The organism is Arthrobacter sp. H-02-3, from assembly GCF_003097355.1.
Classification (GTDB): Bacteria; Actinomycetota; Actinomycetes; order Actinomycetales; family Micrococcaceae; genus Arthrobacter; species Arthrobacter humicola.
The window spans coordinates 72,806-92,644 of sequence record NZ_PYUI01000011.1; the positions used below are offsets into that span (position 1 = coordinate 72,806).

General features: G+C 66.6%; 17 protein-coding genes. 11 read left to right on the plus strand and 6 right to left on the minus strand.

Annotated elements, in window-relative coordinates; all coding sequences use genetic code 11:
• Positions 1-72: 72 nt before the first annotated feature.
• From C9424_RS12240 to tgt, 5 genes are all read left to right on the plus strand, one after another.
• Positions 73-864: a VOC family protein gene (locus tag C9424_RS12240; RefSeq protein ID WP_337189823.1), complete on the plus strand. Its 792-nt coding sequence runs from the start codon at positions 73-75 to the stop codon at positions 862-864.
• A 121-nt stretch (positions 865-985) separates the two neighbouring features.
• A complete protein-coding gene (locus C9424_RS12245) occupies positions 986-1,525 on the plus strand; it encodes an NUDIX hydrolase family protein (protein ID WP_091255041.1) in 540 nt (179 codons plus the stop codon).
• Between the two features lie 121 nt (positions 1,526-1,646).
• Complete coding sequence (locus C9424_RS12250) at positions 1,647-2,741, plus strand: DUF6707 family protein (protein WP_116767106.1); 1,095 nt, start codon at positions 1,647-1,649, stop codon at positions 2,739-2,741.
• Positions 2,742-2,851: 110 nt separating this feature from the next.
• Positions 2,852-3,577, plus strand: a complete 726-nt coding sequence (locus C9424_RS12255; RefSeq protein WP_116767107.1) for an SRPBCC domain-containing protein — start codon at positions 2,852-2,854, stop codon at positions 3,575-3,577.
• A gap of 33 nt (positions 3,578-3,610) precedes the next feature.
• A complete protein-coding gene (tgt, locus tag C9424_RS12260; RefSeq protein WP_116767108.1) occupies positions 3,611-4,909 on the plus strand; it encodes a tRNA guanosine(34) transglycosylase Tgt in 1,299 nt (432 codons plus the stop codon).
• A 254-nt stretch (positions 4,910-5,163) separates the two neighbouring features.
• Here tgt and C9424_RS12265 read toward each other — a convergent pair whose 3' ends face one another.
• Entirely contained in the window at positions 5,164-6,183 is a 1,020-nt protein-coding gene (locus C9424_RS12265) for a sugar phosphate isomerase/epimerase family protein (protein ID WP_116767109.1), read from the minus strand.
• Positions 6,180-7,358 carry a Gfo/Idh/MocA family protein gene (locus C9424_RS12270; protein ID WP_116767110.1) on the minus strand — a complete coding sequence of 393 codons (1,179 nt, stop codon included), beginning with the start codon at positions 7,356-7,358 and terminating at the stop codon, positions 6,180-6,182. The genes C9424_RS12265 and C9424_RS12270 overlap by 4 nt, the downstream gene beginning before the upstream one ends.
• A 152-nt stretch (positions 7,359-7,510) precedes the next feature.
• On the opposite strand from C9424_RS12270, the gene C9424_RS12275 reads away from it, so the two are divergent.
• A complete protein-coding gene (locus C9424_RS12275) occupies positions 7,511-8,524 on the plus strand; it encodes a LacI family DNA-binding transcriptional regulator (RefSeq protein ID WP_116767111.1) in 1,014 nt (337 codons plus the stop codon).
• Positions 8,525-8,700: 176 nt separating this feature from the next.
• Complete coding sequence (locus C9424_RS12280; RefSeq protein ID WP_116767112.1) at positions 8,701-9,642, plus strand: type IV toxin-antitoxin system AbiEi family antitoxin domain-containing protein; 942 nt, start codon at positions 8,701-8,703, stop codon at positions 9,640-9,642.
• Positions 9,643-9,764: 122 nt separating this feature from the next.
• Here C9424_RS12280 and C9424_RS12285 read toward each other — a convergent pair whose 3' ends face one another.
• The gene (locus C9424_RS12285; protein WP_116767113.1) at positions 9,765-10,460 is read right to left on the minus strand and encodes a queuosine precursor transporter; all 696 of its coding nucleotides are present in this window, start codon (positions 10,458-10,460) and stop codon (positions 9,765-9,767) included.
• Positions 10,461-10,742: 282 nt separating this feature from the next.
• On the opposite strand from C9424_RS12285, the gene C9424_RS12290 reads away from it, so the two are divergent.
• From C9424_RS12290 to C9424_RS12300, 3 genes are all read left to right on the plus strand, one after another.
• Positions 10,743-11,555, plus strand: coding sequence for an ABC transporter ATP-binding protein (locus tag C9424_RS12290; protein ID WP_116767114.1), 813 nt, complete (start codon positions 10,743-10,745; stop codon positions 11,553-11,555).
• Positions 11,555-12,337, plus strand: coding sequence for an ABC transporter permease (locus C9424_RS12295; RefSeq protein ID WP_116767115.1), 783 nt, complete (start codon positions 11,555-11,557; stop codon positions 12,335-12,337). Before C9424_RS12290 ends, C9424_RS12295 begins: the two co-directional genes overlap by 1 nt.
• Before the next feature lie 143 nt (positions 12,338-12,480).
• The gene (locus tag C9424_RS12300) at positions 12,481-13,353 is read left to right on the plus strand and encodes a hydroxymethylpyrimidine/phosphomethylpyrimidine kinase (protein WP_116767116.1); all 873 of its coding nucleotides are present in this window, start codon (positions 12,481-12,483) and stop codon (positions 13,351-13,353) included.
• 105 nt (positions 13,354-13,458) lie between these two features.
• Here C9424_RS12300 and C9424_RS12305 read toward each other — a convergent pair whose 3' ends face one another.
• The 3 genes from C9424_RS12305 to C9424_RS12315 form a co-directional block, all read right to left on the minus strand.
• Positions 13,459-14,715, minus strand: a complete 1,257-nt coding sequence (locus C9424_RS12305; protein ID WP_116767117.1) for a serpin family protein — start codon at positions 14,713-14,715, stop codon at positions 13,459-13,461.
• A 116-nt stretch (positions 14,716-14,831) separates the two neighbouring features.
• Positions 14,832-16,580, minus strand: a complete 1,749-nt coding sequence (locus C9424_RS12310) for a pyruvate dehydrogenase (RefSeq protein WP_116767118.1) — start codon at positions 16,578-16,580, stop codon at positions 14,832-14,834.
• A 232-nt stretch (positions 16,581-16,812) separates the two neighbouring features.
• Complete coding sequence (locus C9424_RS12315; protein ID WP_116767119.1) at positions 16,813-18,294, minus strand: helix-turn-helix domain-containing protein; 1,482 nt, start codon at positions 18,292-18,294, stop codon at positions 16,813-16,815.
• Between the two features lie 170 nt (positions 18,295-18,464).
• On the opposite strand from C9424_RS12315, the gene aceA reads away from it, so the two are divergent.
• Positions 18,465-19,808: an isocitrate lyase gene (gene aceA, locus C9424_RS12320; RefSeq protein ID WP_116767120.1), complete on the plus strand. Its 1,344-nt coding sequence runs from the start codon at positions 18,465-18,467 to the stop codon at positions 19,806-19,808.
• The last annotated feature ends 31 nt before the right edge of the window (positions 19,809-19,839 follow it).

The following is a 19,839-nucleotide window of genomic DNA, read 5'->3' on the forward strand; positions in this document are numbered from 1 at the left end:
GCCCTATTGTGCCCTTCGGACCTGACCACAAGTACCGCTTTGGTGGGACGATATCCCTGCGAACCGAAACCCGTGACCACCCGAGGAGCAACGATGCTGCGCGTCCGCCCGATCCACTTCACTTCCCGCCTTGATGAATGGGAGCGGCTGCTCACCGATCTGGGCCTAGTCAAGACCGTAGACGAGCCCACCTGGCGGGTGTTCGACGCCGGTTCCGGCCGCCTCGCCCTTCACTTCGTCGAGCAGGGCTCCGCAGAGGACGGCACCACATCCTTCGGCGTCGAAGTGGGCGATCTGAAGGAATTCGCCCGGCGGACCACGGAGGCGGGGGCGCAGGGCGGTCCCGGCCCGGCCGGCGGCACCACCGCGGAACTCATCGAAGCGGACCACGGGTCTTCCTGCCGTATCACCGCTGCCGACGGTTTCACTTTCCTCGCGGACCCGGCCACGCGCGATGCCGACGGCAGCTGGGGCGGGTCGGCGGAAGCGGACCCGGGCCTCGCCGTCGTCGGCGTCTGGTTCTCCGAAAACGCCGTTGCGGCGGCGCAAACGCTGCGCGATATCGGTGCCCGGCCCCGGCCGGTCCCGGGCAGCGGCGCTGACACAGCGGAGTCCGAAGCGTTCACGGCGAAGAACGGCGGGATCTTGATGGTCGGTGCAGGCGCCGGGACCGCACGTGCCGGCTTCGGCTTCGAATACGCCGGCGACTTTGACGCCCTGCATGAGCGGCTGAACGAGGCGGGTCACGAGGCGGCGATCATTGAGGAAGCTGCCATCCCGACCCTGCACGTGGTCAACCCCGATGCGGACGGAGTGGCCGCCCACCCGCCGCTCTGGATTTCCTCGGCACCCGCGGAGAGCTGAGCGCGGCAGGACTCTATGTGCCGGATCCCGTCCGCGCGGTGCACCTACCTGGGGCACAAACAATATCCCCGATCTGAGGCGCGGCGCGGGGAACGGGTCAGGGATGGGGTAGAACTTAACCATGAATGTGCGCACCCCTGACCCGAATCCCGGCTGGCTCTCCGACGACGACTTGTTCGAAGCGCGGGGAAGGCTGCCGATGGTCTACGTCGAGGCCGTTCCGGTCCGGCTGGATCCGCTGGGGTTTGTTAACGAGGTCGGCACCCTCCTGCAGGCCGACGCGGACGGCACCATGGTCCGCTCCCTGGTTTCGGGCCGCGTGCTCTATCGCGAGACCATCCGCGCCGCGCTCCTCCGCCACATGGAGAAGGACCTGGGCCCGCTCGCCTTCCCGCAACTGCCGGTCAGCCCCGTGCCGTTCACCGTGGCCGAGTACTTCCCGTCGCCGTCGCACACAGGCTTCACCGATGACCGCCAGCACGCCGTCGCCCTGGCGTACATCATTCCCGTCACGGGAGAATGCTCCCCGCGGCAGGACGCCCTGGAACTGACCTGGATGACCCCGCAGGAGGTCATGAGCTCGGACGTGCAGCTTGAATTCAGCGGCGGCCGCGGTGCCCTGATCCGGCAGGCGCTGGCTTTCGCGGGAGTCGGCAACTAGCCGGTTCCCCTGGGTCCGGCGCCGCCCCGGGGACGCTCGGGGCAACAGCAGCGTCCCCGACTTCGGGCACCTGATTTTGTAGACTGTTGGGCGGACTGCAAGAGAACTTTAAGGACTCCCGATGACCCACCCCCCAGCCTCCCGGAACCACAGTGAACTTCAGGCTGGATCTCTACGGGCCGGCGATCACCTGATTCTGCCCGATGGAAACCGCTCCGCCGAGGTCCATCAGGTGGACGTCGAAACCGACGATTTCGGCACGCCCGCCATGGTTCTGGCGACCCTCAGCGGCGGCGGTGTGCTGCGGATCGCGGCAGGATCAACGGTGAGGATCACGGACGACGCGGAGACGGCTGAGATTGACACGGAGGACACGACGGAAGCCGCGGAGTTCACTGATTTCGCGGCCGCCGGCACCGCCGATACAGCACCCCCGAATACAGGTTCCGCTACTTCCGATGCCAGCGCATCCGACGCCGATACCTCCGATGACGGCGCGGCCCCTGCCCCGGGCCAGGAGGGCTCCGAGGCGGCGGCGCCCGGCGTCGTCGTTCCTCCGCTGCCCCTGGTGCCGCCCGCGGTGAGCGGACCCAGCGAGACGGACCTGGCGCTCATCCCGGCACCGGACGGCACACCGGAATCCGTGGTGGAGGCGGTGGCAGAGGCCCATCCGGGCGCCGTCGGCGTGCTCCTGCTCAGCGAACGGCTTGCCAAGGGAATCAACACCAAGTCCGGGAGCTGCCTGAAGGACCTCAGCGACCTCGCCCACGAGCTCTTCGTCATGCTCAAAGACGCCGAAAACGCCCTGGCGGTCGCGGACCTGCTCAACGTCCTGCCGTTCGACGGCAACCCTGGCCGCTGGGCCTCGGTGGAGGCGTCCTTGGCGCTCTCCAGCTACATATGCCGCCAGCTGGGGCAGGACGAGCGCGCCGGAATCTACGAGAAATTCCTTCGCGCGCCGGAGGCCATGGAAGCAGACCCGTTCAAGGCCAGGATCAACGCCAAGGTGCGTCAACGCTCGCTCAACGAGCCCAATCTGTACGACAAGGAAATCTTCCGCTCGATCGACAACTCAAACCCTGATGCGGAACGCGAATGGCGGCTGCTCCGGCTCGAGGCGCTCCTGTTCCTGCGCGCGCACGGCGGCTCTGAAACCATCGGCGCCGCCGAGCTGGAACGCCGGATCGGCAACGAGCTGGAATCCGTCCGCCCCTAAGGGCCTCGCGATCGTTCCCATCCGGCCCAGCCAATCTTCTCCGGTCCCAGCCGGTCCTGCCCACCCGTTCGCCCCTACCCGTTCGGGGCCTGGCGTTGTAGATTCACCCCATGACGAACAATCTGAGCGTTGTGATCAATTCGGACGCGCAGCAAGTTTGGACCATGCTGCGCGAACCCGCCAGAATCGCCCAATGGCACGGCTGGAACGCCGATGACCAAGAGGCCGAAATCAACGAAATCTACTTCGGCCCCAATGTGGTCGAAGGCGCGGACCACACCTCCCTGGTGGTCGACGGCGGAGACGTCTTCACCTTGAAACCTGTCCCCACGGGCACGGAAGTCAGCGTCACCCGGGCGGCGATCGACCACAATTCCGAATGGGCCGCCTGGGACGAGGACATCACCCAAGGCTGGCTGACCTTCCTCCATCAGTTGCGCTTCGCCTTGGAACGGCACCCGCACGGCAAACGCCGGACCTTCTTCTTCTCCGTGCCCGGCACCGGCGGCTCGGCGATAGAAAACCTCGGGCTCAGCGACGTCCCGGCGCCCGGGGACCCGTATTCGCTCACCCTGCCCACGGGCGAGGAGATCTCCGGCAAGGTCTGGTTCCGCAGCAATCACCAAGTGGGCCTGACGGTCCACAACTACGCCGAGCACGGCGAGGGCCTGCTGATCGTGGCGGACCAGCCCGCCATCGCGGACGTCCGGCCCGACGGCGGATCCCTGGCGATCGTCTCCACCTATGACCTCGGGGCCCACCAGCTGGACGCGATCCGCAATTACTGGGACAAATGGCGGGCTGAGAACTACCCCACATCGGATCCCGTCCACTAAGGCTTAGGCGGCGTTAGCTGGCACACTTGAACCGTGCCAGCCAATCCTGTCTCTGATTCTTTGCCGCCCGCGCCTGCCCGGCAGTCCGAGTTCTCCTTCCGTGTGGGCAAGCGCCTGAGTGAGGCGTGCCCGCCGTCGGCCGGTCAGATCGCCGCCAACGGCGGGGAGTTCCTGGGCCGGACCGGCACCATCGCCACCCCGCACGGCGAGATCCAGACTCCGGCGTTCATCGCCGTCGGCACCAAAGCCACGGTCAAGTCCGTGCTGCCGGAATCCATCGCCGAGCTCGGCGCGCAGGCCGTGCTGGCCAACGCGTACCACCTGTACCTGCAGCCGGGCGCGGACATTCTGGACGAGGCCGGCGGGCTGGGCGCCTTCATGAACTGGCGCGGGCCCACGTTCACCGATTCCGGCGGCTTCCAGGTGATGAGCCTGGGCTCGGGGTTCAAGAAGGTCATCGACATGAAATCGGTGGACCATTCAGGGCCGGACGACGCCGTAGCCCCCGGCAAGGAACGCCTGGCCCACGTCGATGAGGAAGGCGTGTGGTTCAAGAGCCACCTCAACGGCGACCGGCACCGGTTCAGCCCCGAGATCTCCATGAACGTCCAGCACCAGATCGGTGCGGACATCATGTTCGCCTTCGACGAGCTCACCACCTTGCAGAACTCCCGCGGCTACCAGGAGGAGTCGCTGGAGCGCACCCGGCGCTGGGCCGAACGCTGCATCACCGAGCACTTCCGGCTCACATCCGAGCGCGTCGGGAAGCCCTACCAGGCGCTGTTCGGGGTGATCCAGGGCGCCCAGTACGAGGACCTGCGCCGCAAGGCCTGCCGCGACCTCGGCGCCATGAACTTCGACGGCTTCGGCATCGGCGGCGCACTCGAGAAAGAGAACCTCGGCACGATCGTGCGCTGGTGCAATGAGGAGCTGCCGGAGAACAAGCCGCGGCACCTCCTGGGCATTTCCGAACCCGACGATATCTTCACCGCAATTGAGAACGGCGCGGACACGTTCGACTGTGTCTCCCCCACCCGGGTGGCCCGGAACTCGGCGTTCTATCACCCCACCGGCCGGTTCAACCTCTCCGGCGCCAAGTACAAGCGCGACTTCGGACCGCTCCAGGAAGACTGCGACTGCTACGCCTGCCTGAACTATTCGCGGGCCTACATCCACCACTTGTTCAAGGCCAAGGAGATGGTCTCGGCGACGCTGATCTCGATCCACAACGAGCGCTTCGTGGTAAAGATGGTGGACGATGCGCGCCTGGCCATCGAGTCGGGCAACTTCTTCGACTTCAAGGCCGAGACCCTGGGCCGGTACTACTCCTAGGTTCCGCTGACGCCGTCCAGGTCGCCGCAACGTTCCGGACCCGGCGTCGAATTCGCCGGAACCTCTCGAGGTCGCCGTAACGTTCCGGCGATCCCGCAGCTTTCCGGCGACCTCGCCATCACCGCACGACGGCGGCCCCTACTCCGGGCGCTGTCCGCACCGCCGTCGAATTCGCCGGAAAGCTGCCCGTTCGCCGGTCTCTTACGGCGAACCCGGCGCTTTCCGGCGACCTCGGGGTATTGATCGAACGACGGTCAGTTCGTGAGGTGCAGCGACGCCGAGAGCGCCGCGTCGGCGTCCCGCAGGACCTTGGCCGCCACCTGGAGGCCCTCAATCCGGCCCAGGGAGGTGTCCTCGTGCTCGATGTTGACGAGCATGTTCGGGTCAACTTCGTAGAGCGCGCGCAGGAACTCCGTCCAGTAGGCGGTGTCGTGCCCGCGGCCCAGGGCCACGAAGTCCCAGGCGGAGTTCTTGGGCCACTCGTTGGCCCACTCGTCGCCGCCGAGGTTGGTGCGGTTTTCCTCCGGGGACAGCCGGCGGAAGCTGTTGTCGAGGACACCGTAGAGCGCGGCGTTCTCCGTGTTCACTCGGACGTCCTTCGCGGCTGCCTGGAAGACCAGCGGACCGAGTTCGCGCACCACCGCGACCGGATCCATCTGCTGCCAGAACAGGTGCGAGGCGTCCAGCTCGACGCCCACGTGCGTGGCGCCGGTCAGCTCAATGAGCTTGCGGACGTCGGCGGTGTTGAACACGATGTTCTGCGGGTGCAGTTCAAGGGCAACCTTCACGCCGTGGTCGGCGGCGAGGCGGTCGGTTTCTTTCCAGAAGTCGGCGGCGATGCCCCACTGGTAGTCCAGCACGTCCAGGGCGGCCGAGTTCCAGGCGTTGACCACCCAGTTGACCGTGGTGGCACCCGGTTCGCCGCCGGGAAGGCCGGACATGGTCACCACCCGGTCCTGTCCCAGCCGGTGCGCCAGCCGGATGGAGCGGCGGATGTCCTCGGCATGCTTCTCGCCGATCTCCCGCTTGGGGTGCAGCGGGTTGCCGTTGCAGTTCAGGCCCGCAATCGAGACTCCGCTCCCCTCGAAAATCGCGAGGTAGTCATCACGGGCCGTATCGCTTTCGAGGATCTGGTCCATGGTGGGCACATGGACGGCCGGCAGGAATCCGCCGGTGTTGATTTCGATGCCGGTCAGTCCGAGGTCGGCGATGACCTTGAGGGCCTCGGGAAGCGGCCGGTCGTGCAGGATTGCGTTGTAGACGCCGAGTTTCATAGCGTGATTTTCTTTCCGTTGTTGAGCGCCGATTCGGTGACCGCGCCGAGCAGTTCCATGTTCCGCACGCCCTCGTCGAACGTGGCGCAGCGCGGCAGCGACTCCGCCTCGCTGAGACCGGCAACTTCCTCCAGGAACGCCCGGGCCTGGTAGCCGAAGGCGTCGTTCTGTCCGAAGCCCACTTCAGGGGCGTCCATGGCCAGGCCGCCGGCGATGTAGGGGTGGCCAGGGCCGAGGATGACCTGGCGGTAGCCGTTCTCGTTGCCGGAGCCATCGTTGAGGAACAGCTGGATTTCGGCGGGGCGGCGCTGGTCGAACTTGGCGGCGCCGTTCTCGCAGAACACTTCAAACTGGAGGCTGTTGGCGTGTCCGGCGGCAACGCGGGAGACTTCAAAGCTGCCGGCGCCATTTTCGAACTCTGCGGAGAACGCCGCGTAGTCGTCGTTTTCGACCGGCTCGAAGGTGTCGCTGACAGCGACGTGGTCGTGGCCCATGACCGCGGCGAGCGGGAGCGGGCGCTTGTCGATCACGGTGCTGAGGTGCCCGCCGCTGATGGACTTGATGTCACCGCAGAGGAATTCGGAGACGTACGTGAGGTGGCTCCCGACGTCGGCCAGCGCGCCGGAGCCCGGGCCGCCCTTGTAGCGCCAGCTCATGGGGGCCGAAGGGCTGAACCCGTAGTCGGTCCAGTAGCGCCCACTGAAGTGCAGGACGTTGCCCAGGACGCCGTTGCGGATGAGGTCGCGGATGTAGGCGATGCCCGGGGTGCGGCGGAAGGTGAACCCGATGCGCGCGATCGAGCTGGCGTTGCGGGCTGCCTCGGCCATGGCGCGGGCGTCCTCGATCGAGTCGCTCAGCGGCTTTTCGCACAGCACGTGCTTCCCGGCGGCCAGCAGGCCCTCCACGACTTCCCGGTGGAGGGAGTTCGCGATCACGACGCTCACGACGTCGATGTCATCGGCCGCGGCGATCGCCTGCCAGGAGGTGTCATTGCGTTCGTAGCCAAAACGCTTCGCCGCAAGGGAGCCGAACTCGGCGTTGACATCGCCGATGGAGACCAGCCGGATGGAAGGAAGAACCGGGCTGTACAGCGTGGACGCCGTACGGTACGCGGCCGCATGCGCCTTTCCTGCCATTCCGGCGCCGATTACGGCAACTCCTAAACTGTCAGCCATCGATTTCTCCTTTGAAATTGCCAGGCCGACGGCCCGACTCTAGAAAATTGGAGCGCTACAAAAATTAGCGCTGATAAGAAGCGTAGCTATGTGAATATGTCCTGTCAATGGTTAGACGGCTATCCTCGAATGAGACATGAAAGGCTCTGCAGATGACGCTGAACACCTCTCGAACCCGCCGCCCGACGATCTACGACGTCGCCAAGAGCGCCGGCGTCTCCCCGTCGCTGGTTTCCCTCGTGCTTCAAAACCCGTCGAAAGTCAGCGAGAAGCGCCGCGAGGCCGTCCGGGCGGCCATGTCAGAGCTAGGATACCGCCCGAGCCGGGCAGCGACCACGCTTGCCAGCAGCCAGACGAAAAGCATCGGACTGGTCATTGACGACTTCCGGAACCTCTGGTTCGTGGACCTCCTGCGCGGCATGGAATCCGCTCTCTCCCCCCACGGCTACCAGGTCACCCTCGCGGATTCCCGCCCGGGCGAGAACCGCATCACCGAAGCCGCGGACGGTCTGCTGTCCATGCACGTCGAGGGCCTTGTCATCGCGGCCGAGCCGAGCGAGTCGATGATGGCGGGGACCTGGGTTCCGGCCGTCGTCGCCGGCTGGCGCAACGGTGTTCCTGCCGGCGCCAGCCTCATTACCAATGACGACGACGGCGGCGGCCGCATGGCGGCGGACCACCTGCTGGGGCTCGGCCACACGCGGATCGGACACCTCTCGGGCTCCGGCGGAGCTGCCGCCCACCGGCGCGAGGGCTTCCGCAGCGGCATCACGAAGGCCGGCGTCGAGCATCGGATCGCCGGCGAATCGCAGGGGACCTCGGAGGAGGACGGCTACGCGGCCGCCTGCTGGATTCTTGACCACCACCCGGACACGACTGCCTTGTTCGCAGCCAACGACACCATGGCCCTGGGCGCCCTCGCCGCGGCCAAGGCGCGCGGCCTGTCCGTTCCGGCAGACCTCTCCGTGATCGGCTACGACAATTCCCAACTGGCCAAGTCGCGGTACCTGGACATCACGTCTGTCGACAACCGCAGCGACGTCGTCGGCGTCGATGTGGCCAACACCCTGCTGGCCCGGATCCAGGACCCGGCCCTCGAGCCTGAGCGCAAGCTGATCGAGCCGGCCCTGATCGTCCGGGGCACGACGGCGCGCGTTTCCGGCTGATACCGGCGCGTCCCGTTCCGGGCCGCCGTCGAACTCGCCGGAAAGGCCCGAATTCGCCGTAAATCCCCGGCGACCCCCGCAGCTTTCCGGCGACCCCGCCGTTATCCACATCGCCGTTATCCACATAGCGACGGCGGAGCCTCCCGGGCGCGTCGGCGGTACTGGACGCTGGAGCCATGTCGCAAAACCCCTCGCTGCAACTGCCCCCGACGGGCAATCTCTGGCGCACAGAAGAACTGCTCGACCTCGGCTACGGCTCGCGGACCATCCGATCCCTCCTGGATTCGGGCGCCCTCGTCCGGCTCCGGCACGGCTGCTACATCCGCGCCAGCCTCTGGAACGCCCAGTCCCCGGACGTCCGGAGCAGGCAGCGCATCTTCGCGCACGCCCACGGAACACGTACGACGTCGACGGGCACCTTCCTGTACAGTCACACGTCCGCAGCGCGCCTCCGCAGCCTGTTCCTCTGGAACGTGGATGACGCCATCCACGTCCTGCAGAAAGTGCGCCCGTCGAACGAGCGCCACGGCAGGGACGTCCGGTGCCACACACGTCCCTTTACCGAACACGACGCCGCCATTGTCCGCGGCCTGCGGACGACGTCTCTGGAACGGACGGTTGCCGACTGCGCCATGATGCTGCGCTACAGGCAGGCCTTGATCCTCACCGACCACGCGCTTCGCCTGGGTGCGGATCGAGTAGCCCTGCAGACCATGGCGGACGCACTGGATGGCCGCCGGGGGATCCGGACGTTCCGTCGCGTCCTCATCACGGCGGATCCACGGTCCGAATCTGCGGGCGAAACCCTGACCCGCGAGCTGATCCACCGGCTTCGGATCAAGCCTCCTGAGCTGCAAGTGGAAGTATCAAGCCGCGCCGGGCGCCACCGTCTGGACTTTGCGTGGAAAGAGGAGAAGGTAGCCCTCGAGTTCGACGGCAAGACCAAGTACTTCGACTACAGGCCCACAGCCGAGGTGCTCTTCGAGGAACGGCGCCGGGAGAAAGCCCTGGCTGAAGAGGGCTGGCGGTTCATCCGCGTTGAGTGGGAACACCTCTTCCGCGAGCAGGAATTCAGGAACCGGCTGCTTCGTGCTTTAGCCGGCCGCCCGCACGCCTGACACGCCCGTGAGTCGCGAATTCGCCGGACGCCCTCGACGTCGCCGGAAACTTACGGCGCCCCCGCAGGTTTCCGGCGAACTGGGCCACGGAACGGAACGGCGTCGGGCACGACGGCGGCTGCCTAAGCGCCGTAGCTCGGTTCGCGCTTCTTCACCCAGCCGATGGCGAGCGTGGTCAGCGGTACGAAGGCGAACTCCACGAGGGTCTTGTAGAGGAAGCCCACAAGGACATAGTTCACGAACATCCCGACGTCGGTAATTCCGATCACGGACGCGGCGATGCTGCAGAAGATCAGCGTGTCCACGAACTCGCCGGCCACGGAGGAGCCCATGATGCGCGCCCACAGGGATCTTTCCCCGGTGCGCGCCTTCATCTTTACCAGGATCCAGGAGTTGATGGTCTGGCCGGCAAAGAAGGCCAGCAGCGAAGCCAGCACGATCTGCGGGACCGGGCCGAGGGCGCCTTCCAGGGCCGCCTGCTTGGAGGCCCCGTACTCGTCGCCGAAGCCCGGCAGGGCGATGATGACCCAGTAGCAGAGGGACGCGAAGACGGAGAGTGCAAAGGTGGTGACGATGGCCTTGCGGGCCACTTTGAAGCCATAGACCTCGCTGATGACGTCGCCCAGGATATATGCCAGCGGGAAGAGGAAGAAGCCGCCGTCCGTGATGATCGGGCCGATCGCCACGCCCTTGGATGCCCCGATGTTGGACAGGATCAGCACCACGGCCATAACGGCCAGCATGATGCCGAAGTATGGAGAACCGATCGAAGCGAACTTCGGCGGCGCGGACACCGGGAAAGTCTTGGCGGACGTCATGGCATTCCATTCGTAGTGGTTCGCTCGGCGGCCCGCGCCCGCAAGGGAATACGCTGGTCCGCCGGCTGTATTAGCACTGGACGGCCCGGGCAAAAGAACCACCCGAACCGCCCTCCATTCTCGCACCCGGCCGTGCGGGCACGACGGTGCGAATCCGGCCCGGAGCCGCGAGTTCGCCGGCAACCTGCCGGTTCGCCGGGAACTTACGGCGATCTCGCACGTTTCCGGCTACTTCGATGCTGCCGGGCCCCGCACTGTGAACGTTCCGGGCGTGATGGCAGGATGGGGGCATGGAGGAGCCCCGTGCCTGACACCGCGGTTTCCACGCGTGCCCTCGTCAAGCGATACCGCGGAGTCACCGCCGTCGACTCGCTCGACCTCGACGTCCGCCGCGGCGAGATTTACGGGTTCCTCGGCAGGAACGGGGCGGGCAAGACGACCACCATCCGCATGCTGCTCGGCCTCATCCGCCCGAGCAGCGGGGAGGTGACGGTCCTCGGGCGGCGCATCCTGCCCGGCGAGACCAACGTGTTTTCGCGCGTCGGCTTCCTCGTCGAGACCGCTACCGCCTACCCCAACCTCACGGTGCGCGAGAACCTCGACATCCAGCGGCGGCTCACCGGCTCGCCAACCCGGACGGTCGCCGACTCGATCGCTCTGCTGCGCCTGGGGCCGTACGCCGACCGGCGCGCCGGGCAGCTCTCGCTCGGCAACAAGCAGCGCCTCGCGCTCGCCCGCGCACTGCTGCACGCCCCCGAACTTCTCGTGCTCGACGAACCCGCCAACGGGCTCGATCCTGCCGGCATCGTTGAGATCAGGGAGCTGCTCCGCTCGCTTGCCGACGATCGTGGCGTCACAGTCTTCATGTCGAGCCACATCCTCGCCGAGGTCGCCCACCTGGCGGACCGTATCGGCATCGTCCACGAGGGCCGGCTCATCGAGGAGTCATCACGCGACGAACTCGCCGCGAAGGCACGCGCCTTCGCGACCGAAGCCTACACGTCCGAAGAACGCGAGCAGGCGCTGCTCACACTGGATCTGGAGCGCTACTTCCTGGCGCGCACGGACGAGAACCCGAAGAGCGGGGACGCCTGATGTTCGGTCAGGTTCTCGCCACCGAATTCGTCAAGCTCCATCGTTCCAAGGCGACGGGGGCCACCCTGGCGGTGCTGGCGATGATGCCGCCGAGCGTAGCGCTTTTCATGTGGATCGTCCGCGAACCGGGGCGTGCGGCTGAGCTGGGGCTTCTGGGCACCAAAGCGAGCCTTGTCGGGATCGAGGCGACATGGCCCGCATACTTCTACATGCTCACGCTGATCTTCGGCGTCGGCGGGATGCTGCTGCTGGCGTTCATCGTCGCTTACCTGTTTGGCCGCGAGTACAGCGACGCCACCGCCAAGAACATGCTCGCGCTGCCGGTGGGCCGTCACTGGTTCGTCGTCGCCAAGCTGCTGGTCGCGGCGGCGTGGTGGATGGCGCTCGTCGCCGTCGTCCTCGTCGAGGCGTTGGCGATCGGACTGGCGATGGGCCTGCCGGGGTTCTCGGCGGAGCTGGCCGCGACCGGAATCGCACACGTGCTGCTCGCCCCGGCGATTTCGTTCCTGCTCGCACCAGTGGTCGCATGGATCGCGGTGTTGAGCCGTGGCGAGGTGGCGCCCATCGCCTTCTCGCTCGTGATGCTGGCCCTGGGCAATCTGTTCGGCAGGACCGGCTGGGCGGAGTGGTTCCCCTACTCGATCGTCCCGCTGCTGATCGGCGTGGTGGCCGACCCTGTCGACTCACTCCCGGCAGGCAGCTACGCGGTGCTTGCCGCGACATTCGTGGCAGGCGTCGCCGCCACGATCCTGCAGCTGCGGTTCGCAGACAACGCGCAGTAACCTGACGACGGCGGGGCTCAGCGCACCGTCCGCCACCGTGGTCTGCGTGATCCAATAACGCTCAGGTGTTGTTCCTACTGTTCATGAAATGCCTGTTCAAGAGCACAATGCGGTCGGAATTAGCCCAATGGCAGGATGGGACCATGACTTCTACCGCATTCGACTCCGCTGCCCTGGCTGTTGCCGACACCACTGCCTCCCCCGCCATCGCCCTGACCATCGCAGGCTCCGAAGCGACCGGCGGCGCCGGCGCGCAGGCCGACCTGAAGACGTTCCAGGAACTCGGCGTCTTCGGCATCGCGAACCTGACCTGTATCGTGTCCTTCGACCCGAAGGACAACTGGAACCACCGCTTCGTCCCGGTTGACCAGCAGGTCATTGCGGACCAATTGGAGGCGACGACGGCGGCCTACGGTGCCGCGTCCGGCGCACCGACCGTGTTGGATACCGTGAAAATCGGCATGCTGGGCAGCCCCGCGACAATTGCGACCGTGGCTGCGGCACTGTCCGACGGGCAGTTCGCCAACGTGGTGCTGGATCCGGTGCTGATCTGCAAGGGCCAGGAGCCGGGGCACGCCCTGGACACCGATCAGGCCCTCAAGGCACAGGTCCTGCCGCTGGCCACCTTCGTCACGCCGAACCACTTCGAGGCGGAGTCGCTCTCCGGGCTGGAGATCACCGACGTCGAATCCCTCACGGCCGCCGCCGTCCGCATCCACGAGCTCAGCGGCGCCGCGGTTCTCGCCAAGGGCGGCGTGCGGCTGGACGGCCCCGACGCCGTCGACGTCTACTACGACGGCGAAACCCTGGAAGTCCTGTCCGCCCCGAAGGTGGGCGACGTGGCCGTGTCCGGTGCCGGATGCTCGCTGGCCGCCGCGGTGACGGCCGAACTCGCGAAAGGCGCGACCCCGCTGGAGGCCGCCCGGACGGCCAAGGCGTTTGTGACCGCGGGGATCCGGAACCGGGTGGCCTCGGGCGCCCCGTTCGACGCCCTCTGGCAGGGCGGCCCGCGCTAGAGCCCTCCGGCCCATTCACCGAGTTCGCCGGGGACTCTCCGGTTCGCCGGAAGTTTGCGGCGAACTCGAGAGTTTCCGGCGATGTGGAGTCAGGCGGGCCGCCCATCACCGGGGGTCGGCCACAGTTCCCATGAACAGGGGCAGGCCGGATTCGACGTGCACGATCTGGTAGTGGAACGGCCGGTCGAAGTCGATGGTCTGTTCCGGCTCCGGCGGCAATCCGGTCACCATGCCGTCAATTCGGGTCACCGCCGCGGCCACTGTCCCCTTCTCCGCGGCAGTGATGCTGGCAGCCTGCGCGGCCTTGGTGATAGTGAGTCTGCTCTGGATGGAGTCGAAGTCTTTGGTGGTGGTGAGGGTTGTGTTCAGCCCCAAGGATCCCAGCACTTTCCGAAGGTCGAAGCTGCTCTTGTGGTCCCACCTGGGCAGGGAGATCAGCACGAGGACTTCGGGGGCCATGTCCAGGGCCGCCGCAATCTCCGCTAGGGTGGCGGCCGTGAGGGTCTCCGGCCCTTCGCCGGGACCGGGCAGCACCAGCCGCATGACAAAACCTTTTGCGTACGGCAGGTCCACGACTCGCCAGCCGGCACCCTCTGCATAGGCCAGCTCCAGCATGTTGTGCATCGTCGGGACGCTGATTTCCTCGCCACCGGACTTGGTGAAGGGGCTGTCCTGGGTGTCGTTGGGGTCGAAAGGCGACAGCCACGCCGCGGCGAAGTACAAGGCGTTGAGGAGGCTGAAAGTGCAGTCGCGATCGTACTCCGCAGGCGCTTTCTTGATCCGGCCGCCGGTGTTCTTGTTCACCCAGGCGTCGATTGCAGGCTTGGTGGCGGCCTCATCTTGGAAGTCCACCGGGTACACGCCGGTGCCATAGTGCTTGGCAAGGGTTGCCAAGTAGTCCTTTCTGGTTGGCACACCCTTGTCCACAAACAGGCCATTGGCCGCGTGCATGACCGGCTTCCGTGGCGGGTCCTTTTCGTCCACCGAGCCGGGATCGCCGTCGTACGCCGCCAGGAACCCGAGAAGGGCGTTCATGGCCTCATCCCGGTTGCCGGCCGGGAGCCCCAGGACCTTGTCCATTTCGACGGCGGTCTCCCCGGAGGCCCCTGCCCGCAGCATTGCGAGCGCTATCAGCAGGCTGCCCGGGGACGACACCACGTTTCCGGCGGACTCTTCGCCGCCGTCGGCCAGGAGAGCGGCTCCCAATGTCAGGGCTGAGGCGCGGAACGCCTCCAACTCGGCTGCGTAGGCGAAGCGGTCCACGCGGACGCGATCCACACCGTCGGCCGTCAACAGCGCCGGTGGCGGGGGCGAGTATGCGGCGAGCGCCCCGGCGCTCCGCGCTGGCCCGATTCCAGCCATGCGGTGATTTTTCATTGCCACTCCCGTTGTCTCGTTAGTGCCCAGTTCGCCTGAATCTCTCCAGTTCGCCGGAAACTTCCCGCGAGCTGGAGAGTTTCCGGCGAACTCGGAGGGTCTCAGCGCCGCGGGATGTTGCGCAGGTTGCTCCGGGCCATGCTGACGGCCTCGCCGGCGCCCCGGTTGAGGACCACCTTGGACATGGCCGTGGCGAAACCCAGGACCTGCGCGCCCTTGATCTTCGGCGGGAGGGACAGCGCCTTGGGGTCCGTGATGAGCTCCACGAGCGACGGGCCGGGATGGGCAAACGCTTCCCGGTACGCGGCCTCGATGCGGGACGGGTCCGTGACACGTACGGCATGGAACCCCAGGGCCCGGGCGACGTCGGCGTAGTTGGCGTCGGGGACGTCCACGCCAAAGTCAGGGAGCCCGTCCACCAGCATTTCGAGTTTCACCATGCCGAGGGTGGAATTGTTGAAGACCACGACGTTGACCGGAAGCCGGTGCGCGGCGACCGTGATGAGCTCACCCAGCAGCATGGACAGGCCGCCGTCCCCCGAGACCGAGACCACCTGCCGGCCGGGGTAGGCCAGCTGAGCGCCGATCGCGTGCGGCAGCGCGTTGGCCATGGAGCCGTGCAGGTACGAGCCGATCAGCCGGCGGGTGCCCAGCGGGTTGATGTACCGCGCGGTCCAAACATTGCACATGCCCGTATCCGCCGTGAAGATCGCGTCCTCTGCCGCCACCTGGTCCAGCAGCGAGGCCGCATATTCCGGGTGGATAGGCTGTTTCTTGCCCACGTTCCGGGTGTATGCGCCCACGGCCTTGTTCATGAGACGGTCGTGCTTCTTGAGCATCGCATCGAGGAAGCGCCGGCTCTTCTTGGCCTTGATCAACGGCATCAAAGCCGCGAGCGTGGGGAGGACGTCGCCGTGCACGGCGACGTCGACGTCGGTCCGCCGACCGAGTTTGTGGGCGGCCCGGTCCACCTGCGCCGTCCGGGTTGCCGGCAGGAACTGATCATAGGGGAAGTCGGTGCCCAGCAGGATCAGCAGATCCGCGTCCTCGATGCCTTCGGCCGCAGCGCCGTAGCCCAGCAGCCCCGTCATGCCGATGTCATACGCGTTGTCGTACTGCATGAAGTCCTTGCCGCGGAGCGAATGGCCGATCGGCGCCGCGATCAGTCCGGCGAGCGCCACCACCTCATCGTGCGCGCCCTCGACGCCGGCCCCGGCAAAGATGGCTATCTTATCCGCCGCGTTGATGGCGTCTGCCAGCTCTTGAACGCTGGCGGGGTCCGGGGTCAGCGTCGCCGGCCGGAATGCGGCCGGGGCCGGGGTCGGAGCGGTTGCTTCGAGGCCGGCGATGTCGCCGGGAAGGGTCACGACGGCGACGCCCCGGAGCCCGACAGCGTGCTGGATGGCGCTGTGCATGACCCGGGGCGCCTGCTCCGCGGTGCTGATCAGTTCGGAATAGACCGAGCATTCGTTGAAGAGCCGGTCCGGGTGGGTTTCCTGGAAGAAACTGCTGCCGATCTGCTTGCTCGGGATGTGCGAGGCAATGGCCAGCACCGGCGCCCCGGAACGGTTGGCGTCGTACAGCCCGTTGATCAGGTGCAGGTTGCCGGGCCCGCAGGAGCCGGCGCAGACCGCGAGCCGGCCGGTCAGCTGGGCCTCCGCCGCCGCGGCGAAGGCGGCTGCTTCCTCATGCCGGACATGGATCCAGTCAATGCCGCCCTGCTGCGAGCCGCCGGTCTTGCGGACGGCGTCGACAATCGGGTTGAGGCTGTCCCCCACGATCCCGTAGATCCGCTGCACGCCGGCAGCCTGGAGTTGTTCGATGAGCTGGGTGGCAAGTTCCTTGGCCATGGGTGCACGCTCCCGCGAGGTGGGTCGATGAGCTGACAAAGGCCAATATAGTCCGCCCTGCCGTCAGCCACGCCCAAGGCGACGCTCCCTCACCTTCCGCAACAGTCCGCCGGACGCTCACTCACCAGATGTGCGGGAGCGACGCACTGAACCGCAGAAAATGCGGGAGCGACGGCAGTAAACGGGCGGGACGGGAGGGTCCCGGAGAAACCCGCAGGACGTGAGGGGAGGATCAGCTTCCGGAGTGGGCCTGCAGGAAGGAGTAGACCTCGGTCTCGTCCACGCCGGGAAAGGCGCCCGGCGGCATGGCGGCCAGCAGGTGGGAGTGGGCCCGGGCCGAGGGCCAGGCGTTGCCGGCCCATTCGGCGGTCAGCGATGCCGGTGGGCGGCGGCAGCAGCTTTCGTCCGGGCAGGTGGATTTGGACCGCTCCGTGGTGTCGCGGCCGCGGAACCACTTCACGTGCGCATACGGGACACCCACGGAGAGCGAGAACTCCCCGTTGGCGGAGCGTTCGGTGCGGGCCGTGCACCAGAAGGTCCCGGCCGGGGTGTCGGTGTACTGGTTGTACGCGCTGAACTTGTCCGGGACGTCGAACACCACCCGGGACGTCCAGTTCTTGCAGGACGGCTGGCCCTCGATGGCGCCTGTGTGGTCCTGCGGGAACGTCACGCCGTCGTTCTCGTAGGCCTTGTAGATGATGCCGCTCTTGTGGGTCTTCTGGAAGTGCGTGCGGAGGTCCAGATGCTGCGTGGCGAGGTTGGTGAACCGGTGCGCGGCCGTCTCATAGGACACGGCGAAAGCATCCCGGATGTCCTCGACGGCGATTTCCTTGGCCTGCTTGGCCCGCTGCAGGAACTCCACCGTGGCCTGTTCCGGGAGCAGGAGCGCGGCGGCGAAGTAGTTCGTGGCCACGCGCTGCATGAGGAAGTCCCCGTAGTTCGACGGCGTCTGGTGGCCCAGGACATAGTGGCCCAGGGCCTGCAACAGCACCGACCGGGGGTCGTGGTCGCTCCGTGCGTTCTGCGTGAGGTAAATTCTGCGGTTCTTAAGATCCGTCACCGAGCGGGTGGAATGCGGCAAATCGCCCACGTGGTGGAGGCTGAAACCGAGGTGCCCGGCGATGTCCGCAATGACGTGGTGGGAGAGGGGTCCGCTCGTGTGGCCCACCGAGGCCAGGACCTTCTGCGCCTCGGCCTCATACTCCGGGAAGTAGTTGTTCCGTTCCCGCATCATGGCCCGCAGTTCACCGTTGGCGCGGCGAGCCTCCTCCGGTGTCGCCACCTGCTCGTTGAGCCGCCGCTCGAGTTCATGCTGCAGGCCCACCATGGACTCCAGCACGTCCATCGGAAGCCGCGAGCTGATACGGATTTTCGGCAGGTTGAGAGACTCGTAGATGGGGCTGCGCTGGTAGCGTTCCAGCTCGATTTCCAGCGCCGCGCGGCGGTTCGGCGGCTCGGCCCCGAGCAGTTCATCGATGCTGACCCCGAGGGCCCCAGCGAGCTGCTGAAGCAGGCCAAGCTTCGGCTCGCGCTTACCGTTTTCGATCAGGCTCAGCTGGCTGGGAGCGGTCCCGACGGCGGCGCTCAGGTCATCGAGCGTGAGTCCGGCAGCCTTGCGCAGATGACGGACACGGCGGCCCATGCTGATGACGTCCACCTCCGGGACGGCAGGCGAGGCGGCTGAGGCGGGGCGGTTCCAGCTGGCGGGGTGCATTTATTGAGGATATGCGAAGAAGTGCACTTCTTTCCATAGCTTTGGTCTAGAAACCCCTTGGAAAGTGAAGAAAAGTAGATCTCACTGAAAGATTCACTATCCGGAAACAACCGGCCAGGATCTGCAGAATCGCAGGCTGGCCGGTCCCGGACCCCATCAAGGAGACAAAGATGACTGCAGCATTTGAGCCCACCCAGCAGCCGTCCAGCCAGGACACAACAGAGCAGGCCGCCGCACTGGAGCTCGAGTGGGCCGCCAACCCGCGCTGGGAAGGTGTGACCCGTGACTTCAAGGCTTCCGACGTCGTCCGCCTCCGCGGCCGCGTCTCCGAAGAACACACGCTGGCCCGCCGCGGTTCCGAGAAACTGTGGAAGCAGCTCACCGAGGAGCACAGCACCGGCAAGTACACCAACGCCCTGGGCGCCCTGACCGGCAACCAGGCCGTGCAGCAGGTCAAGGCCGGCCTCCGCGCCATCTACCTCTCCGGCTGGCAGGTCGCCGCCGACGCCAACAACTCCGGCCACACCTACCCGGACCAGTCGCTCTACCCCGCCAACTCGGTCCCCACCGTGGTCCGCCGCATCAACAACGCCCTGCTCCGCGCAGACCAGATCGAGTTCTCCGAGGGCATCCAGACCGTCGAGGACTGGCTGGTCCCGATCGTGGCCGACGCCGAGGCCGGCTTCGGCGGCCCGCTGAACGCCTACGAGCTCATGAAGTCCATGATCCAGGCCGGCGCCGCGGGCGTGCACTGGGAAGACCAGCTCGCCTCGGAAAAGAAGTGCGGCCACCTCGGCGGCAAGGTCCTGATCCCCACCCAGCAGCACGTCCGCACGCTGAACGCCGCCCGCCTCGCCGCCGACGTCGCCGGCACCCCGTCGGTCATCATCGCCCGCACCGACGCGGAGGCAGCCACCCTGATCACCTCCGACGTCGACGAGCGCGACCAGGAATTCATCCTCCGCGAAGGCGGACAGCCGGTCCGCACCCCGGAGGGCTTCTACAAGGTCCGCAACGGGATCGAACCCTGCATCGCCCGCGCCAAGGCCTACGCCCCGTACTCCGACCTCATCTGGATGGAAACGGGCACCCCGGACCTGGAGCTGGCCCGCAAGTTCGCCGAGTCCGTCAAGGCCGAGTTCCCGGACCAGATGCTCTCCTACAACTGCTCGCCGTCGTTCAACTGGCGCAAGCACCTCGACGACGCCACGATCGCGAAGTTCCAGCGTGAACTCGGCGCCATGGGCTTCACCTTCCAGTTCATCACCCTGGCCGGCTTCCACGCCCTGAACTACTCGATGTTCGACCTCGCCCACGGCTACGCCCGGGAAGGCATGAGCGCCTACGTCGAGCTGCAGGAGAAGGAATTCGCCTCCGAGTCCCGCGGCTACACCGCGACCAAGCACCAGCGCGAAGTCGGCACCGGCTACTTCGACGACATCGCCACCGCGCTCAACCCGAACGCATCCACTTTGGCTCTCGTGGGATCCACAGAAGAGGGCCAGTTCCACTAATCCCCGCCCAAGGTGAGCTGTTGACTCCGCT

Coding starts and splice junctions, on each gene's coding strand:
- C9424_RS12245 (WP_091255041.1), top strand. CDS start 986: ATGAATGTGCGCACCCCTGACCCGAATCCCGGCTGGCTCTCCGACGAC.
- C9424_RS12250 (WP_116767106.1), top strand. CDS start 1,647: ATGACCCACCCCCCAGCCTCCCGGAACCACAGTGAACTTCAGGCTGGA.
- C9424_RS12255 (WP_116767107.1), top strand. CDS start 2,852: ATGACGAACAATCTGAGCGTTGTGATCAATTCGGACGCGCAGCAAGTT.
- C9424_RS12265 (WP_116767109.1), bottom strand. CDS start 6,183: ATGAAACTCGGCGTCTACAACGCAATCCTGCACGACCGGCCGCTTCCC.
- C9424_RS12270 (WP_116767110.1), bottom strand. CDS start 7,358: ATGGCTGACAGTTTAGGAGTTGCCGTAATCGGCGCCGGAATGGCAGGA.
- C9424_RS12275 (WP_116767111.1), top strand. CDS start 7,511: ATGACGCTGAACACCTCTCGAACCCGCCGCCCGACGATCTACGACGTC.
- C9424_RS12280 (WP_116767112.1), top strand. CDS start 8,701: ATGTCGCAAAACCCCTCGCTGCAACTGCCCCCGACGGGCAATCTCTGG.
- C9424_RS12285 (WP_116767113.1), bottom strand. CDS start 10,460: ATGACGTCCGCCAAGACTTTCCCGGTGTCCGCGCCGCCGAAGTTCGCT.
- C9424_RS12290 (WP_116767114.1), top strand. CDS start 10,743: ATGGGGGCATGGAGGAGCCCCGTGCCTGACACCGCGGTTTCCACGCGT.
- C9424_RS12295 (WP_116767115.1), top strand. CDS start 11,555: ATGTTCGGTCAGGTTCTCGCCACCGAATTCGTCAAGCTCCATCGTTCC.
- C9424_RS12300 (WP_116767116.1), top strand. CDS start 12,481: ATGACTTCTACCGCATTCGACTCCGCTGCCCTGGCTGTTGCCGACACC.
- C9424_RS12305 (WP_116767117.1), bottom strand. CDS start 14,715: ATGGCTGGAATCGGGCCAGCGCGGAGCGCCGGGGCGCTCGCCGCATAC.
- C9424_RS12310 (WP_116767118.1), bottom strand. CDS start 16,580: ATGGCCAAGGAACTTGCCACCCAGCTCATCGAACAACTCCAGGCTGCC.
- C9424_RS12315 (WP_116767119.1), bottom strand. CDS start 18,294: ATGCACCCCGCCAGCTGGAACCGCCCCGCCTCAGCCGCCTCGCCTGCC.
- aceA (WP_116767120.1), top strand. CDS start 18,465: ATGACTGCAGCATTTGAGCCCACCCAGCAGCCGTCCAGCCAGGACACA.